This window comes from Priestia sp. YIM B13490 (genome assembly GCF_042787735.1).
Classification (GTDB): Bacteria; Bacillota; Bacilli; order Bacillales; family Bacillaceae_H; genus Priestia; species Priestia megaterium.
The window spans coordinates 15,812-32,943 of record NZ_JBHZOT010000021.1; the positions used below are offsets into that span (position 1 = coordinate 15,812).

Genomic DNA, 17,132 nt, shown 5'->3' on the forward strand with positions numbered 1-17,132 from the left:
AAAAGGATCCTGATTCAAAACCTGAAAATATCTTCAATTAGTTATTCAAACTTATATATAGCAATATAAGTATTTAAAAAAGTTCACAAGTAGTATAGAAAGCGAAATTTATTTCAGTGGAATCAATCTATTTGATCTAATTTTATTTACAGAAAGATGGTACCATGAGTACCATCTTATTTTACCTGGTTTAGAGAAAAAATTCGTTTTTTATTTAATCAAAACAAGAGATCATAGGGCTGCAAAGTGCTCTTTCAAGAAAATTTTGCGGTCTTATGATCTCTTATACTACTATCAAGTAAAAATATTAGACTCAAGCGAATTTTGTTGCTTAGTAATTAAGTATTTTGATAAATCTTCTTTTAAAAAACGTACCATTTCTTCAAAATTCCTTGTTTCTGCAAAAGCAAAAGCAAAAACAGGATATTCTTTATAGTTTATTTTTCTCATTTGTAATAAGTTACTAAAAGATGTTGAAAATCTTTCATAATCTACATAAACAATATCGCTAATGTCTATACTTTTGGGTATATCAGCAACATTAATTGAATAATAATTATTTTCTCTTCCTTTAAAAATTTCATTCCAAGAAGGCTCTTTTTGTTTGAAATAATATTCGTATGGATTAAGGTTGAACGCGAATTTCATAAGCTCTGATGTACACCACCCTGCAAATCGTAAGGGGTTTATTTCAATTGGAACTATTGTTTTGTTATCTATTACCCTAAATTCTACATGTACAGGGTATCCTTTTAAATTAAATATCTTCCCTAATTTATCTAGTTCCTTTGTAAACTGATTTAGGTATTGATTAATGATATTTTTATGAGTGTAATATATACGATCGCTAGTATCATCCTCTGAGGAGAAAAGATGTTTTAAGATATTTAATATAATTGGTTTTCCTTCAGAATTGTAATATGCATCAATTGCAAATTCTTCTCCAGCTAAATATTCTTCTATGATAAATTCACTGTTATCTATTACATGCTTAGGGTAGAGAAATTCAGCTTTTTTCCTCTCGTTTTCTATATTCTTTATTACATTTTTATATTCATCAAAATTATTTATTTTATAAACATTCATGCTAAAAAAGCCAACAGATGGTTTTAAGATGAACGGAAATATACAATCCTTCCTATTTAAGTTTGCTAATTTTTCTATACTAATACCTTTGAAATTAAAATTTGGATACATATCTTTAGTCATTTCACGAAATTTAACCTTATTCTTAAGAAGTTGAGTTGTTTTTGTAAATTCCTTGTTTGAACTATAATCAAGTAAGCAGGAAATTGCATTTTCAGAATTCAAATATACAAGGCTATTCTCCTTTAATTTATTTGTTAATTGCTCTTTACTAATAAACATTGAAGTGTATTGTTTATTAGGTATAATATCTTTATTACATAAAAAAGCTGGCACATTTAATTCTTTAATCGTTTCTAACAATAAATCAGAGATATATGGCTTATCCAATAGAATAACAGGTGAAAGGTTTTCCATGAATTTATTCTCCTTCAAAGAAATATACTTTTACTGAAGATTTTTAAAATTCTTCAATTCAATTAAGACGCGTTAATTTTAGTTTCCACCTTAATCTGTCTGTCGTCTAGAACTTTACCTAATAAACAAAATAGAGCCGGAACCAAAAGAGAAAGCGAAGTAATTAAATAAGCAAGATGTACAGAAATATCTCCTAAGTAACCTATAAGTAAAGTATAAATAATAGTAAGTACTAAGCTTGTCATTGAGATTGTTCCCATAGTTCTACCAATATATTTTTCGTTTACGTACTTATATATAATAGACTTAGATAATACCTTTACATTGCCTATAAAAAAGCCTAATACTATATAACATATAAAAGCCATAAAATATTGTGTTTGCATACTAAATATAACTGTGGAGCCCCCAAGTAATAACAATGAGCACAGCAAATAAAAAGATATCTTTTTTCTTGAAGATATGATTAAACAAAAAGCTGCAGATAGTAAACTACCGATACCAGCGCCACTATCAATAAATCCAAGTGTAAATTCATTTCCTGTAACCATTTGATAATTGAAAGGTGCTAAAAGAATATTGATTGCATAGAAGAAGGGAAGAACTATACAAGATGTTAAACTAAAAAATAATATTTTTTTATTACCCTTTAAATAGTTGAGGCCTTCTTTTATATCAGTAAAGTACTCTTGTACTATTGAATGTGTTTCCCCTATTTTACTTATAGGTTTATATTCAAAAACTTTGTAGATTTTATAAAAGAAGATTGCTCCTACTATATAAGTGACAGAAGCGATCATTAAAGTTAATTCTACTCCAGCGATGTTCATAACACTACCCGCCAATAACCCTGCCATCAGCATACCCACTTGCCATGCTGCCTGAAGAAAGGACACCCCTTTTAAATAATTATCTTCATCAATTACATCTTTTATAATGCTTTCTAAAGTAGGCATTAATATGTACCAAGCAATATAACTGAGAAAAATTGAAAGATAAAGCACAAAAACATTAAAAAAACCTAAATACATAGCTATAGGGAGTAAAACAATAGTCACAGCTCTCAGAATCGAACAAATAATACTTAACTTTGCTTTATTAGTTTTATCTATTAAAGCCCCTATAATCGGTCCTAAAATAGCAGATGGTAATATAGTCAATATAAGCATATAACCTATAGACATAACAGAATTACTTTCTTTCAAAGTTACAACTATAATCGTTAGAGTTACAATACCTTCGCCTAAAAAGGAGGCTAATGATGCAAAGAAAAAATTTCTAAAAATAGATTGACGAAATAGCCCAAATACTTTAAAAACATTCATTGATAATCCTCCCAATTAATTAGGCACCTTCATTAGATTTTTAACAGCATTATTTAAACGGTTTAAAGCTACTTCTAATGTCTGTCTAGAACATGCTATGTTAATTCTTTCAAAACCTTTACCTTCTGTCCCAAATATATAGCCTTCATCCATTGCTATCTTTACCTTTTTCAACATGAAATTTTCCAATTGTTTTTCGTTCAAACCTAACTTTCTACAGTCTAGCCATACTAAATAAGTAGACTCTGGTTCTATCACCTTAATTTGTGGGATATTATAGTTTATAAATTTCTTAAGGTATTCAAAGTTATCCTTTAAATATAAAATTAATTCATTTAACCATTTCTCCCCGTTATTGTAAGCTGCCTCTAATGCTACTATTCCAAAAGTATTGGTTTTAGCGAGATAATAACTATTTAATGTATGAACATATTTTTCTCTTAACTCCTTATTGGGAATAATAACATTGGCTGTTTGTAATCCAGCTAAGTTAAATGTTTTACTAGGAGATAAACATGTAATAGAATTATTGGCTAAGTTATCTGACAAGGTAGCAAAAGGAGTATGTTTAAATCCTGGTAAAACTAAATCACAATGTATTTCATCTGAAACTATTATCATATTATTTGCTAGACATTTTTCTCCTAATCTAATGAGGTCTTCTTTATCCCAAACTTTACCTATTGGATTGTGTGGGTTACACAAGATAAATAGCTTAACTGAAGAATCAATTTTGCTCGAAAAATCTTCTATATCCATATAGTATTTTCTTTTATGTTCGTCATAAATCAAGGGGTTTTCTACTAAGACTCTTCCACTTTCTTTAATAGTTTCAAATATAGGAGGATACACTGGAGGCTGACAAATAATTTTATCTCCAGGTTTAGTGTAAGTTTCGATTATTAACTTTAAAGCTGGTAATACGCCCGGACTAAAAGTAATCCAATCTTTTTTTACTTTCCATGAATGGCGCTTTTCCAACCAGGTTATAAGAGCAGAATAGTAAGAGTCAGATCGAGTTGCATAACCAAAAACTCCGTGACTTGCTCTATTGGTAATTGCTTCAACAATCTGAGGACAAACTTTAAAGTCCATATCTGCAATCCACATAGGAAGAATCTCATCATCACCAAATAATTCTTTAACATCATCCCATTTTCTGGAATTGTAACCTTTCCTCAAGATAGTCTCATTAAAATCATATTTCACAATTGAATACCTCCCTAAAATAAGAAAAATTACCTTTTTTTAGTATATTACAAATAACCCAATAAAAAAACAGAAAATATTAATAATTTTAAATAATTAGTTTATTTATGTTTATTATTCCATTTTTTGTGTTAATATAGTGATTATTAATTGGGATAAAAACCTATATTTTCATTTATATAGAATATATAAGTTTAAAACTTCTTAAATTGTCATATCTGGCACAAGTTATTTAAAAAGACAGAAAATATTAATAATTTTAAAATTTTAGTTTATTTATATTGATTTTTTGTTTTTCTGTGTTATCATAAGGTTGTCTACATGGTAGATAAATACATTAATAGAAGGAGTTGGATTTAATGAAAAAAGTTACTCGTGAAGTAAAACGTACATGTGCTTTAATGCCTGTATTAGCTAGCAAATAATGTTTGCATGACTAAGTAAAAATACATATACGGGGGAGGGGCCTAAAATGAAAAAAGTTACTCGTGAAGTAAAACGTACATGCGCTTTAATGCCTGTATTAGCTAGCAAATAATATTTGCATAACTGAAAATAACCAAGCCACTGAATCACTATTCTCAGGAGCTTGGTTATTATTAATTTATTTAGTCTAAATTTAATTTACATATAAATATTTTTAGGAAGGAATTATTAAAATGTATACGTTAAACCCTAATTTATTTATTCAAATTGAGAATGGAGAATTTGTATTATGGGATTATAATAACCATGAACAGTATGCTCTGGAATCTGACTATTTAAATAGACTCCTAGAATGGTCAAAAGGATCAGTTACCGATACCAACTCTATTGATAAAGAACTATTAGAAGCTAATCTTTTAGTAAGAGAAATTCCTACTGAAGAAAAGTGGGGATGGGATGTTTTATCACACATCTTTCATAAAGGAACTCAGAATATTCCACTTACTGAAAAAAAACTCTCCAATCCCGATGAATGGGTAGATGAATATCTTGATTTTTGTGAAGGTATTATTGATAAACAACCTAATTTATTTACTGAACATCCGGGAACGATAATTGAATTACCTAAGCCGGACATTTCTCTGTATGAAGAAGGGAAATTTATTAACGTGCTTAAAGATAGACAAACCTGTAGGGTGTTTAATGGTGAAACCATGCCATTAAATTATTTATCCACATTACTATTTACGTCATTTGGTCTTATACATGGTGAAGAGTGGAATGAGCTCTCTGAAAATGGTTTAGTTGCCACAGGAATGCGTAAGGCAAGTGCATCTGGTGGCGGATTGCATCCCGAAGAAGCTTATTTGTTAGTCTTTCATGTAGAAGGTCTATTACCAGGTTTATATCATTATAGACCTCAAGATCATAAGCTCACTCGCCTAAAAGAGGGCGAATTCGAGGATAAGATGATCGATTTATTATACGATCAATACTTCTCTGCAGGATTAGCCGTAGGTATATTTATCTCAGGAAGATTTGATAAAGCTTGGTGGAAATACCAACATTCTCGTGCGTATAGAAATGTTCTCCTTGATATAGGTCACTCTTCTCAAACTTTTCAACTCTGTGCTACAGCTCTAGGTTATCAAACATGGATTACAGGAGCATTTCAAGATACAGAGGTAGAGAAGTTTTTAGGGGTTGATGGTAGAACAGAAAGTGCCTTGTTTTTTGTAGGAGCTGGAATTGGCGAAAAACAGGGTATTGATCAGCGAACTATAGATAGATTGATATCTCGTAAATAAAATATCAAACAAAAATAATCGAAACTAATTTAAAGTAGAAGTGATGCCTTTATCTATAATGGGGCTCACTTCTATTAAAGTTTGAATAAAATTTCTTTTCAATAAGCAGCATTATCAACTTTCATATAAAAAAATTTATATTCCTACTTGATTAAACAACTATTGAAGGAGTATGGTAAATAGAATGGATAATAGTAAACAGCCTGTTAAGAAAGAGGAGAAAACAAAGAACAATAAGGATTTTAAGAGTTACTGGAACGAAATAATAAGAGCTCTAATAATCACTAAATGAGTTTTTGGTGATAAGTAGATAAGTACCTCATAATTTGATTAACAGGTAAGCAACATTTAATTTTTGGAAATGAAGAATTGTATGTTAAGTGTGGAAGAAGTATGGTCATTTTTTGAGTTATATCTTCAAACATAATTAATGTTTTATAAATTTAGAACTAATTTGTATCAGAAACGAGAAAACCTTGTATTTTTGTCGAAGATAAGCTCATTATCTCTGAATCGTACTAAGGATTGAATTGAAATAATGCAAAAAACGCTTAAAAAGTTAATTTAAGCGTTTTTTATATCTACCGGGTTAGGTAAAAACAATCTCTATGTATTCAAGCTAAGTAATTAAAATAGAAACACAAAGTAGACTTGACTAATTATTAGCTTTGTACTTTGTAAAATAAATATTCAATATTGGGGCTTAGTGTGACGAGAATGAACAGTTTTCACGCCAGAACAAGATCTAATGAATGAGCTGTTAATCTTCCCAAATCTCATTCATTAGACTTTCAATTTCTTTTGCTCTTTTCTGAGTTTCTTGTCTATCAATTTTCACTTGATTACCTGTAATATAAACGACATCTCCAACTTGTGTATTCTTAGGGAAAATATCTTTAGGGTAGTCCTTTGTCTTTCCTTCGATTTCAACAACAGCAAATCCCTCTTCAAATCGATCAATAATACCTTTTATCTTTTTCATAATTACCTCGATTTTTTAACAGAATAAGATGTTCCATCCCCAGTAATAATAATTGTACCACTTTGGTCTGTTCGCAGAATACTTGCTTTAGAGTTTTTTAGTAAGTTCACAACTTGAGAAGTAGGGTGTCCATAACTATTTTTACCCACACTGATGACTGCATACTTAGGTTTTACAGCATCTAAGAAATTCTTACTTGTAGACGTTTTGGCACCATGATGGCCAACTTTAAGTACATCTGCACGTATTGTTTTCTTTGCCTTAATCATGTCTGCTTCTGCTTTTGTTTCAGCATCCCCTGTAAATAAAAATGTATTCTTTTGGTAAGCCATATGGACAATAGCGCTCCAGTCATTTAAGTCACTGTTGGCATACATTCTGGTAGGCCCTACAATTTGTGCATTTACATCTTTAACAGGTAACTTTACACCTGCTTGTGCGGTTTTAATCGTTAATTTTTTCTTTTTCACGGCATTTAAAAAGTCTTTGTAAGCTTGCGTGTTATTACTTACTTTGGGAGCATAAACATTTTCTACTTTGAATGCATTAATAACTTCATCTAGCCCACCAATGTGATCAGCATCAGGATGAGTTGAAATTAATACTTCTATATCATCGACCTTTTGTTTCTTTAAATAACTTACAACTGCATTTCCTTTCCCTTTGTTTCCACCATCAATAACAATGTCCTCGCCATTAGGAGCTTTAACATAGATACTATCTCCTTGACCTACATCAATGTAGTGTACTTTCATGGTTTTAGGCGTTGCTGCGTATGAGGAAGCAGGAGCTACAGCAATTCCTATTCCTATAGCTAGCGAAGAAACAATCTTGATAACACGACTCTTCATTGTTTTATCCCCTTTTACAAATGTATTTTCATATGTAGTGTTCTTTTATAGCAAAATTAATTTTACTATATGAAACCATCTGTTGATACAGCAAAATTGAATATTTTTACTTATAAAAGTGAAAAAAGTCACGTTATATAGAAAGTATCGTGACAATACGGAGGTAAATAGTAGTAAAATGGACTGTTTTAAGATTTTTATCAACTTGACATTTCAAAAGAAAATGAATTTATCGTCCACCCTTCGTAAACTATAGATAAAAATGAAGCTTTTTATGTATAAGGAAAGATAATTAAAAATAAAATGAGCTAATTGATGTTCATTTTATATAAGATAATTTCACCTCCAATTCTTGTAATAACCTAACAAGGGTTAATTGGAAAAGAGTAATTAATATGAAAGGGAAACAACAGCAAGAAATAGATCTTGATAAAGTGTATGACTATGTTGAATTTCCGGATAAAGTTAGTGGCCGATGCGACAACTGTAACTCAGCTTACTTCGAAGTTCAGTAAAAGGTGGCGTTTTCCTGTGCGAATGTCGAAATTGTGGCAGGAGGAAGAGTATCTAGGTATAGATAATCATATAGTAAAAAGAGAAGGCTTCAATCCTTCTCTTTCTTTGTTTTCTTTAAATAAACTTATTTGGGTATTTTCACTTTAAAGGATTTAAATTTGACTGGTTTCAAAGACCCACCTTTGAAACCTATATCCCTTGATTCGCCCTTTTCACCAAATTCAACTCCCCCACCCTCTGTTGGAAGAGATAAATAAGGAGTAACGGTCAATTCAGTAACATGTGAGTTAATTGGATCAAACTTTTTATTACTTTTAAATACTAGTTTATCTTTCACCCTTTGACCTTCTGCCCCACCAGAATGGCTTGCAATCTCCTTCCCATCTTGATCAATTACTCGGAATTCTATATCTCCAGCTCTGCTTAGTTCAAAGTCCTCTCCTTTTTCAGTACTCTCATAAGCTACACTCATACCTGTTTTACTTAAGGATAAATCTTCGACTTTAAGAGCAATGCCGTCCACATTTTGTAAATGATGGATAGGAACCTTCTTAATATCCGTGATTTTTTTGACTGGATTTGAGAAATACCACGTTTCTCCATTCTTACCATGCAGGATTAACCCAAGCTCAAAAGAATTTGGCATATCTTCAGATATGTTTATCTCTTGAATGGCCGTTCGAGTTGTTGCTGATTGAACTTTTTCCCCATAGGAACCTGAGGATCCGTCAGGTGATTTTCCATTTATGGTGAAATCCATACCAGCACCAAAATAGTATTCTTCTAATTTTTTGTCGGATTTTATGATGTAACTAATTCTAATGCCACTTTGATCGTATAAAATTTCATCAAGTGTCACAGATATTCCATTAACAGTTTGAGTTTCTCCAACCTGGCTGGTCAGTCCATGTTTTTGAGCTTGTTTTAATCCAACAGAATTAGAATCTGCAAAAACAGAACCAATAAGAGGTATCTGAGACAAAGTACTTGCTAAAGCTGGGGATTGATAGGAAGAGGCAACTAATAGTCCAAAAGCGACTGCCACACTGGACAAAGCATATAAGCCTTTCCGTTTTCTATTGCTGATTCTATGACTATACTTATAACTTATTTTGTTGTCCTTGATTTGTTCTTCTGCTTGACCAATACCTGATCGAATAGCTGAACGAACTTGTTCTTTCGGAAAATTTTCTATCTGCTCATGAGATTCTTTCATTTAATTTATAACTCCTTTCTAACTCAATTTTTAATTGTTTCTTCGCTCTACGTAGATACGTTTTTACTGTACCAACTGGTTTTTCCATCACATCCGAAATGTCCTGAATGGATAAATCATGATAATAAAATAAGATAATAGACGTTTGATAAGATGACTTAAGTTTAGATAATGCCTCACTTAAATGAAAAGATTCTATTTCTTTTTCCTGTTTCTGATCTAATCTCTTTAATAATTCATGTTCTTCATAAGGAACAATTTGTTCTCGTTTCTTTAATAGCTTGTAACACTCACGTATAAGAATTCTAAATAACCAAGTTGAAAAATATTCTGGCTTTTGTAGATGACCTATTGCGAGAAATGCTTTATATGCTGTTTCTTGGATAACATCAAGCGCATCTTCCTTTGTTCCAACGTACGAAAGAGCTTTATAATAAAGCATTTTATCTTCTCGGAAAAGTAATTCTTCAAAAGCCCTAGCCTCTCCATTAATTGCTTTTTTTACTGTATGTATATCATGTTTCACAGTGCCATCCCTCCTCTCGTTAATTAGAGTCATCTCGACATAGAAAAAGTTTCATTATTCTTCTCTTTTTTTACATTATTTTTATTTTACTATTCATAAGGTGAACATTGTTTCTCTGAAAATAAGCAATTAGGAGATCTCAGGACCCCCTCGTCTATTTTATAAAATCAATTATTCAATAGGACAATCCTCAGCATATAAAAACCCATTACATCTTACATAATCAGCTACCCCTCACTTACTGCAGTAAGGGTTCTTTTTTATTTTTCGACTGGACAGGCAAGCATACTGAAGTAGCTACATAGTATCTAAAGAATCTTAACTTCATTATCTACTTAGTAGCTAGTTCAGTATCGTTACCTCGGTTATACAAGCTGTATACGCCTAGGGAGGCCCTTCGTGGAATCTGTAAGGGAGCTGAGCCGAAGAGGCGAAGGGAGCGACCGGATGTGTTGAGCTGAAATAACTGAGACATGAAAAGCGAAAAAATAAAAAGAATGAAAGTAGGTATCAGCATGAGAAAAACACAATGGTTTATTTTTCGAAAAATATTTTCTCCATCCTCAAAACCACCTCTCAAGAGACCTCGTCCCTTCAAGGCTTATTCCTTTGTCCCTTTTAGTCCATTTGCTATGCTTGACCCCACTATTTTGACTCTAGGAGGCATTGTCTTAGGGATTGCTATCATCGAACGAATATTAGAACGGTGGGGTGTGATTGATCTGGTCGATCAGTTTTCAAAGATAATGCGCTTTATCCTGCCTGTCACCTTTTATGGAGCCTTATTTTACTTCTTTGCGACGTTTATGTTTTGAGGAGGGTTTTAGATGTTTGAGAAACTAAAATTGCGTGGAAAGCTTATTAAAGCGTTTCGTACGGCAGAGATTTATCGGGTCATAAAGCGTGGGGATCGTACCTCCTATCAATTTCCGAAGATCCATCGAATCGATCACCATCATACGTACACTCGATATGCTTTTTCACTACTGAATGGCATTGATCCTGAACTTTTAAATAAAAAAAGATGGGCCTTGCGACAAGTATTAGGCAGCAATATCGAAATAAACGGCAGCCTGAAGAATTTTAGTATTACCGTTCATCACAAAAGCCTACCTAAGATGCTCAATTATAATTATTTAGCCATTCATCCTCATATTGAGAAAATGGAGCTTCCCGTATGTATTGGTCAAGATATCTATGGAAGCCCTGTCTCATGGGATTTTGCGGATTTAGAAACGTTACTGATTTCTGGTGAAATTGGCGCAGGAAAGAGCAGTCTCATGCGTGTGATCCTCACAACATGGGTGAAATATACATCGCCTGATGAGTTGCGATTAGTATTGGTCGATCTTAAACGAGCTGATTTAGGGCTATTTCATGGGATTGAGCATGTTGATGCGCTTTGCTTTGAGGCCAAAGATATGAGAAAACCTTTTGCTTTATTGCGAGCTGAAATGTATCGAAGAGGTGATTTATTGTTAGAACATGGTGTAACACATATCAGCAGGCTACCTTTTAAGCTGCCTCGGATAGTTGTGGTAATTGATGAAATGTCCATCGTGAAGAGAGAAACGGATCTCGTAGAGATGATTCAACAGTTTGCCAGCCAAGGCCGTGCGTTAGGTGTTCATACCATTATTGCGATGCAGCGTCCTGACGCTGATTTGTTGAATTCAGCACTAAAAGCAAACTTAAGGGTTCGGATTTCTGGAAGGCAGGCCGATGCGACAAATGCAAAAGTTGCCGGAGTAATCGGTGCTGAAGAACTTGATGCCGCAGCCAGGGGGCGCATGAAAATTAAAATTGATGAAGTGAAAGAGTTTCAAGCCTATTTTTTAGATGAAGAAGCTTGTAAGGAAATACTTACTCCTTATAAAACGCTCGTTAAAGATCCTGAATCAGAACTAGAAGTGGTATCTCAATCCATCTTCGGGTTATTAGAGAAGGAGGAGCAGCGATGAGTTTCCGTTTATCTCAGCGTGATAAAGACATTATAGCGTTTATTAACCAGTTTAGAGCTGTGGATCGAGACTCATTAGTTGACCTATTCTTTAAACAGCTGAAATCGCCCGTAAATGCGTGTAATAGCGTTATGGTACGTTTATATCGATTAGGAGTAATTGAACGCACACAGCAGTATTCTCCTACGGTCTATTTACCTGTAGATGCCAAGATTAAAAAGAACTCTCAAAAAATCTTACATTTCCTTTCGATCTTGGATGTCTATAAACAAATGTGTACGTATAGCACACCTAAACAGGTCATTGTCGAAGATAAGCCCACCGGACGAAAAGGAGGGATTGAACCGGATCTATTTTGCATTTTTAAAGGATCTCCCTTTTGGATTGAAATTCAACGAAATCAGTATTCGGAGCAGAAAATACAGGCGAAGATTAGTTTATATGAGGAGTTTTTCTTTTCGGATGAGTGGAAAGCGTTACAATGGCAGCCAGAGGACCGAGCAGCCCTCTTCCCTTCTATCATTTTGATTACGCCTGTTCGGTATGCAGTGTCTTCTGACCATATCCGTATTATACAGGTAGCAACTATTCACGAATTGATGAAGAAATATAAGGGTTCTGCAAAACAACAAAGAGACGAAAAAACAAGAACATCGGCTTCTTCTAGTGGAATTAAAATTAATCTCACTTGATGATGAAGAATAAAAAAATCCACCTCAAAATAGGGAATGAGGTGGATTTTTCATTAGGGTTCACAAGTATAAAAGTACGAAAGTATAACCGCAAGTAAATAATATCATGTTTTTTCCACAGAGACTATATTTCACTAAAAAGCATATGTATACAAGGTTCAATTCTTATACATTAGTTTCTCATCCACCTACTGAGAAAACGTTGATAAATCAGCAATATATAAAAAGCTGCATGCTCCAAGAAAAGAATCTTCGATGGAACCATTATGTGCCAAGGATTCCTGTTTTTGTGTGTACCGTAAAGATACATTATATAAATTAAAGGTGAAATAAACAAAGATTTTTTTATAAATCATGAGAAAGGAAAGTTATTCAAAATTCATATATTCTAAAGAAAAGCTGATTTAGAAATTAGTTTAAAATGGTAAAATGAATTAATGAAAGAAATGGGGGGATTCCATGAATTCAGAAGACATTAGGGCAATGCTCAAGGCGAGTTATGACCGAATGACGCCTTTAATGGGGTTTAAATATGAATTACCTATAAAAGTTAAAAACGATTGTGATTATGAAAAGGCTTTAAATATTGTATTAGGAGAATATTTAAATTGTATAAAAGGGAAAGTCGATACTACAATTTATAACAAAACCGGAAGTAATATCTCATTATTAAAAAAAGCACTCGAATATTACTATGATGCTAATATTTCTAAAGCAAAAGACACTATACATAACGTTTTAAAATCTTACACGTCTGATAATTATATAGTTTCCTCATTAGATTATTCCCCTGCATTGAGAGGAGCTACTAGAATATTATCTGATCCGATTAATAATAAAATAGCCAATGTACCCCTGTCGTTTTTTAAGGCCAGGTCTGGGAAAGGGCAGTATAGTCGTGAAGATTTTTTGCATATACCTTTTGATAAAAGAGGAATTGTTGCTACTCAGAGATTCAGTATAGCTGGGGTTCCATGTATGTATTTAGGTGCCTCCTCATATGTTTGTTGGATAGAGTTAGGTAGACCTGATTATAGGGAATTTAACATATCTTCTTATCAAGTTCCTAAAGAAACTAAAATACTGAACTTAGCAATAACTAAAAATTTAGTACATGGCTTTTCACAACAAAACCTCAATAGTTTAGTTGAGTTTTTCCCATTGGTTATTGCAACGTCCTTTGTAGTTGAAGAAGATAATCGTCAATTTAAAAGTGAATATATTATTTCTCAATTAATAATGCAATCTTTAGCTGAATTGGGTATAGATGGAGTCGCTTATATCTCAAAAAGAATCGAACGTAATAATCCATTCATTGTAACGGGAAATGAAAACTTCCCATCTTGCGTAAACTTAGCAATTCCTATGAAAAATGATAATAAAACAGTTTATAGTACATTCGCAACAGGTATTCACTTAACAGAACCCATAAATTTTAAAGAATATCTCGAATTAAATTTACACCCTAATGGAAGTAAAGTGTCCTATACGAATTTATTTGAACACAGTACCCTAACTCATAATGGAGAAGAAGTGACCTATACTTCATTGCCCTATAGTAGAATGGATAATTATTTAGTTAATCTAGATCATCGAAACTATAAAAACAAATAATTTGTAAAGTGGTCAGTAAAGGCACATTTAATGTGTCTTTTTTATATGTCAAAAAAGTCTTCAGCTTTTAAGCTTGGATCAAGATTCCTTAATGCTTTCATAACTTTTTTTATAGTTGTTCCTGAGGGAATATAATTTGAATCATTATAGATTTTAGCAACGGTATTTCTATTTAGATTAGCTGTTTTACTTAATTCCGATTGCTTATAACCTTTTTTCTCTAGGAATCTCCCTAACTTGCTTCTTTTTCTTCCTTTATCAGACACAGTAACAACCTCCTTTATATTAAGGGTTGCCGTGTTTTAAAAAATCTATTCGTAAAAGCCTAAAAAAATAGGCAACTAAATTCTATAGATAGCATAAACTAAAGTACAGGTAAAAAAAGAAGCTTCCTATCTTGATTTATTGATTCGATTTAGAATAATGTCGACATTTTTGGAATAATCATATAGCATGAATACAGTTAAGACCGCCTTATACACTGATACATAATGGGCGGTCTTTGTTGTGGATATTCGTATTTAAATAGAAAAGAGCCTAGATTCTAAGAATAGAAGCAAGGCTCTTTTTTTGATTTCGGTACAAAGAATATGTAGTAGACCATAAAATGTCACTTTTCTCTAAATAAATAACTTATACAATTAATTTAAACAATTTATGAATCAATTATTTGGAATGCTTAGCCCACTTTTTATTTCAGTGATATTTAACTTACCAGCTATGGAGTCTATATTAAACAGTCACTCTAGCTCCTTATCTACTAAAACCGAGCGATTCTACACTTGGTTTGACAAGGATTTTATGCAACTTCGCTCAGGACGCCATGTTTTGCGAGGATTTTGCACTTTTTAAATACAGAAATAAGTACAATTTCGCTATAAAGAGGACTACCATCAGATATCCTGCACTTCATATATACAAGTTCACAAACAAATTGTTCAACTGAAGTTGAACTTACACTTAAAAATGTATAAATTTTAATACAACATCATCCTCGTAGTTTAACTAAAGTTAAACTTACACTCAACAACGTGCAAGTTTAAAAACAGTATTATCCTTGTAGTTCAACTGAAGTTGAATTTACACTCAAGGTTGTGCAAAATTAATTATAGATTACAAAAGGTTATATCTTCTTTTGTGTAGAATTATATATTCAAAACTATGTTTGTTTGAAATTGGATAGTACTTTGTGAAGAATTTCGAGAAAGTTTAGTAGTAGATTTGATATAATGTTAACTAGTATAGCAATCTTGGCGTAGAACAAGGTAAGGAGTGATTAATTTATGTCGCAAACACAAGAAGAATTATCTTATCAAATAAAAGATGTTGCAGAGATTCTAGGATGGTCTCAATCCAATGTGCGAAAATATATGAAATATATGAATCTACAGGGTAGTCGAACCGAGGGCGGTCATCGGCGCTTTAGTCAGCAGGATCTAAATGATCTGCTAGAAGCAAAACGTTTGAAAGAAGAAAATGATTACTCTTTAAAAATGATTCAAGCGCATTTTAACAAGGAATTGACCAGTGAAATGATTGAGAAAAATGAGTCTCTTAAGTCATTTTTAGAAGAATCAGTAGAGGAACTGCAAGAGCAAGTAGAAGGTAATACAGAAAAAATAAAATCAATGGCTGAGTTGTTTGATGGGTTTGTTAAACATACTGAAAAGCAAATAAAACAGATATCTGAAAATACTACTCAAGAAATACTATCTCTCCAGCAATTAATGCGAACCTTGCCAGATATTAAAAAGTCTGAACAAGACCAGCAAAGGTTGAGAGAGGTTGAAGCGAAAATAAGGATTCAAGCACGGGAAGAAGCTGTTGAATTGTGGAATCAAAAACCGGAAAGTGAAAGGTTTATACGAAGTGGCTTTCTAGGTCTGCAGAAAACCGAAAAATTAGGAGAAAGACAAGATTTTATTGAATCATATATAGATAAGAAAGTTCTTCAATATGTTCAAAGTGATGAAAGTGTTAATTAATATATGGTTTATCCGTCATGTGAAATTAAATAAGAAGTAATATACAGTAAAAGACCCTCTTGGTTCGCAGAAGAGGGTCTTTTACTTTGTATTATTTTTTTATAGTCTTTTCATAACCTTTTTGAAGGGAATGACTCTTTTTTAATTCTTTGAGAGTAAAGGAGAAGAGACAATACGCTCATTTGATAGGTATGTCTTTTCCTTTGAGAATAGCTTTAATCCCATAATATCAGGATGAACCTGCACAGTGATGGAATGATAATGTAACCCGTGATCTTCTACACGAGAAAAACCATTGTTGAACTTCTTATTGTACTCAGGTTTGAAATGATTGATTAGAGCTGCTTCCGTTGCATCTATGATTTGATTATTTAATTCCAGAGGCGGATTCTTTGTAATCTCTTGTAGTTCGAGTAAATCCTCGTCTTCACTGTCTATTTCCTCTAATAACTGTGATTTGAACTCCAATAATAGAAGAGCTAGGTCTTTTTCTGGATAGTCACGTAAAATAGCTTCTTCTACCTTCTGTAACGTAGGATCTGACATTAACTCTTCAGCAGGAAGACGCTCTCCATATTCTCCAAATGCCTGTCCAATATAAACACTCTCTGTATCTAGGTAATACTTTGAATCCTCACGGTAGACATGAAGGAGATTTAATTCGACAGGGCCTTTTTCCCAACCTGTGAATACCATCGCTTTACGTGGCTTCTCATACTCAAATTCAAATTTTCTGTGATCAAATTCTGGCATATCATCCGAAAAAATAGAAATGTCCAGTGTCTCTCTTGAAGTATGTTCTCCTGTCCCAACGATTACGTCAAAACGTATATAATCTTCAAAGAATTGGACAGAATCTTCATCTATATTTAATTTTGGGATGAGTGTAGCCACGTAAATATTATATCTTCGATCATCTGGCGATAAATAATCTAGATCAAAAGGGTAACTCATGCTTAGATGATAAGCCCGTGTTTGGAGTCCAAACTCTGACATATATTTGGTATTCATAGCTACCT

Annotated in this window: 15 protein-coding genes and 1 pseudogene; 7 read left to right on the forward strand and 9 right to left on the reverse strand. The window is 32.7% G+C overall.

Annotated features, from left to right (window positions below; genetic code table 11):
• Positions 1-294 precede the first annotated feature (294 nt).
• The 3 genes from ACFX4R_RS27500 to ACFX4R_RS27510 all read right to left on the reverse strand — a co-directional run bounded on the left by ACFX4R_RS27500 (position 295) and on the right by ACFX4R_RS27510 (position 4,037).
• A complete protein-coding gene (locus ACFX4R_RS27500) occupies positions 295-1,503 on the reverse strand; it encodes an ATP-grasp domain-containing protein (RefSeq protein ID WP_377559181.1) in 1,209 nt (402 codons plus the stop codon).
• 62 nt (positions 1,504-1,565) lie between these two features.
• Entirely contained in the window at positions 1,566-2,828 is a 1,263-nt protein-coding gene (locus ACFX4R_RS27505; RefSeq protein ID WP_377559180.1) for an MFS transporter, read from the reverse strand.
• A 15-nt stretch (positions 2,829-2,843) separates the two neighbouring features.
• A complete protein-coding gene (locus ACFX4R_RS27510) occupies positions 2,844-4,037 on the reverse strand; it encodes a MalY/PatB family protein (RefSeq protein WP_377559179.1) in 1,194 nt (397 codons plus the stop codon).
• Positions 4,038-4,696: 659 nt separating this feature from the next.
• Here ACFX4R_RS27510 and ACFX4R_RS27515 point away from each other — a divergent pair.
• The gene (locus ACFX4R_RS27515; protein WP_377559178.1) at positions 4,697-5,770 is read left to right on the forward strand and encodes a SagB family peptide dehydrogenase; all 1,074 of its coding nucleotides are present in this window, start codon (positions 4,697-4,699) and stop codon (positions 5,768-5,770) included.
• A gap of 760 nt (positions 5,771-6,530) precedes the next feature.
• On the opposite strand, the gene ACFX4R_RS27520 is transcribed toward ACFX4R_RS27515, so the two are convergent.
• Together ACFX4R_RS27520 and ACFX4R_RS27525 are read right to left on the reverse strand one after the other, a co-directional pair.
• Positions 6,531-6,752 (reverse strand): DUF3006 domain-containing protein, encoded by a 222-nt coding sequence (locus tag ACFX4R_RS27520; protein WP_377559177.1) that lies wholly within the window; start codon positions 6,750-6,752, stop codon positions 6,531-6,533.
• A gap of 2 nt (positions 6,753-6,754) precedes the next feature.
• The gene (locus tag ACFX4R_RS27525) at positions 6,755-7,603 is read right to left on the reverse strand and encodes a ComEC/Rec2 family competence protein (protein WP_483879962.1); all 849 of its coding nucleotides are present in this window, start codon (positions 7,601-7,603) and stop codon (positions 6,755-6,757) included.
• A 395-nt stretch (positions 7,604-7,998) separates the two neighbouring features.
• Here ACFX4R_RS27525 and ACFX4R_RS29465 point away from each other — a divergent pair.
• Positions 7,999-8,174 (forward strand): annotated as a pseudogene (locus ACFX4R_RS29465) (DUF8096 family protein).
• 69 nt (positions 8,175-8,243) lie between these two features.
• Here ACFX4R_RS29465 and ACFX4R_RS27530 read toward each other — a convergent pair.
• Together ACFX4R_RS27530 and ACFX4R_RS27535 are read right to left on the reverse strand one after the other, a co-directional pair.
• Positions 8,244-9,335, reverse strand: a complete 1,092-nt coding sequence (locus ACFX4R_RS27530) for a DUF4179 domain-containing protein (protein WP_377571289.1) — start codon at positions 9,333-9,335, stop codon at positions 8,244-8,246.
• On the reverse strand, positions 9,319-9,861 hold the full coding sequence (locus ACFX4R_RS27535) for a sigma-70 family RNA polymerase sigma factor (protein WP_377571292.1): 543 nt from the start codon (positions 9,859-9,861) through the stop codon (positions 9,319-9,321). The genes ACFX4R_RS27530 and ACFX4R_RS27535 overlap by 17 nt, the downstream gene beginning before the upstream one ends.
• Positions 9,862-10,376: 515 nt before the next feature.
• Here ACFX4R_RS27535 and ACFX4R_RS27540 point away from each other — a divergent pair.
• From ACFX4R_RS27540 to ACFX4R_RS27555, 4 genes are all read left to right on the forward strand, one after another.
• Complete coding sequence (locus tag ACFX4R_RS27540; protein ID WP_377571295.1) at positions 10,377-10,676, forward strand: hypothetical protein; 300 nt, start codon at positions 10,377-10,379, stop codon at positions 10,674-10,676.
• A 12-nt stretch (positions 10,677-10,688) separates the two neighbouring features.
• Positions 10,689-11,822: an FtsK/SpoIIIE domain-containing protein gene (locus ACFX4R_RS27545; protein ID WP_377571298.1), complete on the forward strand. Its 1,134-nt coding sequence runs from the start codon at positions 10,689-10,691 to the stop codon at positions 11,820-11,822.
• Positions 11,819-12,514 carry a hypothetical protein gene (locus ACFX4R_RS27550; protein ID WP_377571301.1) on the forward strand — a complete coding sequence of 232 codons (696 nt, stop codon included), beginning with the start codon at positions 11,819-11,821 and terminating at the stop codon, positions 12,512-12,514. The genes ACFX4R_RS27545 and ACFX4R_RS27550 overlap by 4 nt, the downstream gene beginning before the upstream one ends.
• Before the next feature lie 459 nt (positions 12,515-12,973).
• Positions 12,974-14,128, forward strand: a complete 1,155-nt coding sequence (locus ACFX4R_RS27555) for a hypothetical protein (protein ID WP_377571304.1) — start codon at positions 12,974-12,976, stop codon at positions 14,126-14,128.
• Between the two features lie 41 nt (positions 14,129-14,169).
• Here the strand turns inward: ACFX4R_RS27555 and ACFX4R_RS27560 are convergent, their stop codons facing one another.
• Positions 14,170-14,394: a helix-turn-helix domain-containing protein gene (locus ACFX4R_RS27560; protein WP_221779116.1), complete on the reverse strand. Its 225-nt coding sequence runs from the start codon at positions 14,392-14,394 to the stop codon at positions 14,170-14,172.
• A gap of 1,017 nt (positions 14,395-15,411) precedes the next feature.
• Here ACFX4R_RS27560 and ACFX4R_RS27565 point away from each other — a divergent pair.
• Positions 15,412-16,113, forward strand: coding sequence for a MerR family transcriptional regulator (locus ACFX4R_RS27565; RefSeq protein WP_221779117.1), 702 nt, complete (start codon positions 15,412-15,414; stop codon positions 16,111-16,113).
• A 141-nt stretch (positions 16,114-16,254) separates the two neighbouring features.
• Here ACFX4R_RS27565 and ACFX4R_RS27570 read toward each other — a convergent pair whose 3' ends face one another.
• The gene (locus tag ACFX4R_RS27570; protein ID WP_377571307.1) at positions 16,255-17,124 is read right to left on the reverse strand and encodes a hypothetical protein; all 870 of its coding nucleotides are present in this window, start codon (positions 17,122-17,124) and stop codon (positions 16,255-16,257) included.
• Positions 17,125-17,132 lie beyond the last annotated feature (8 nt).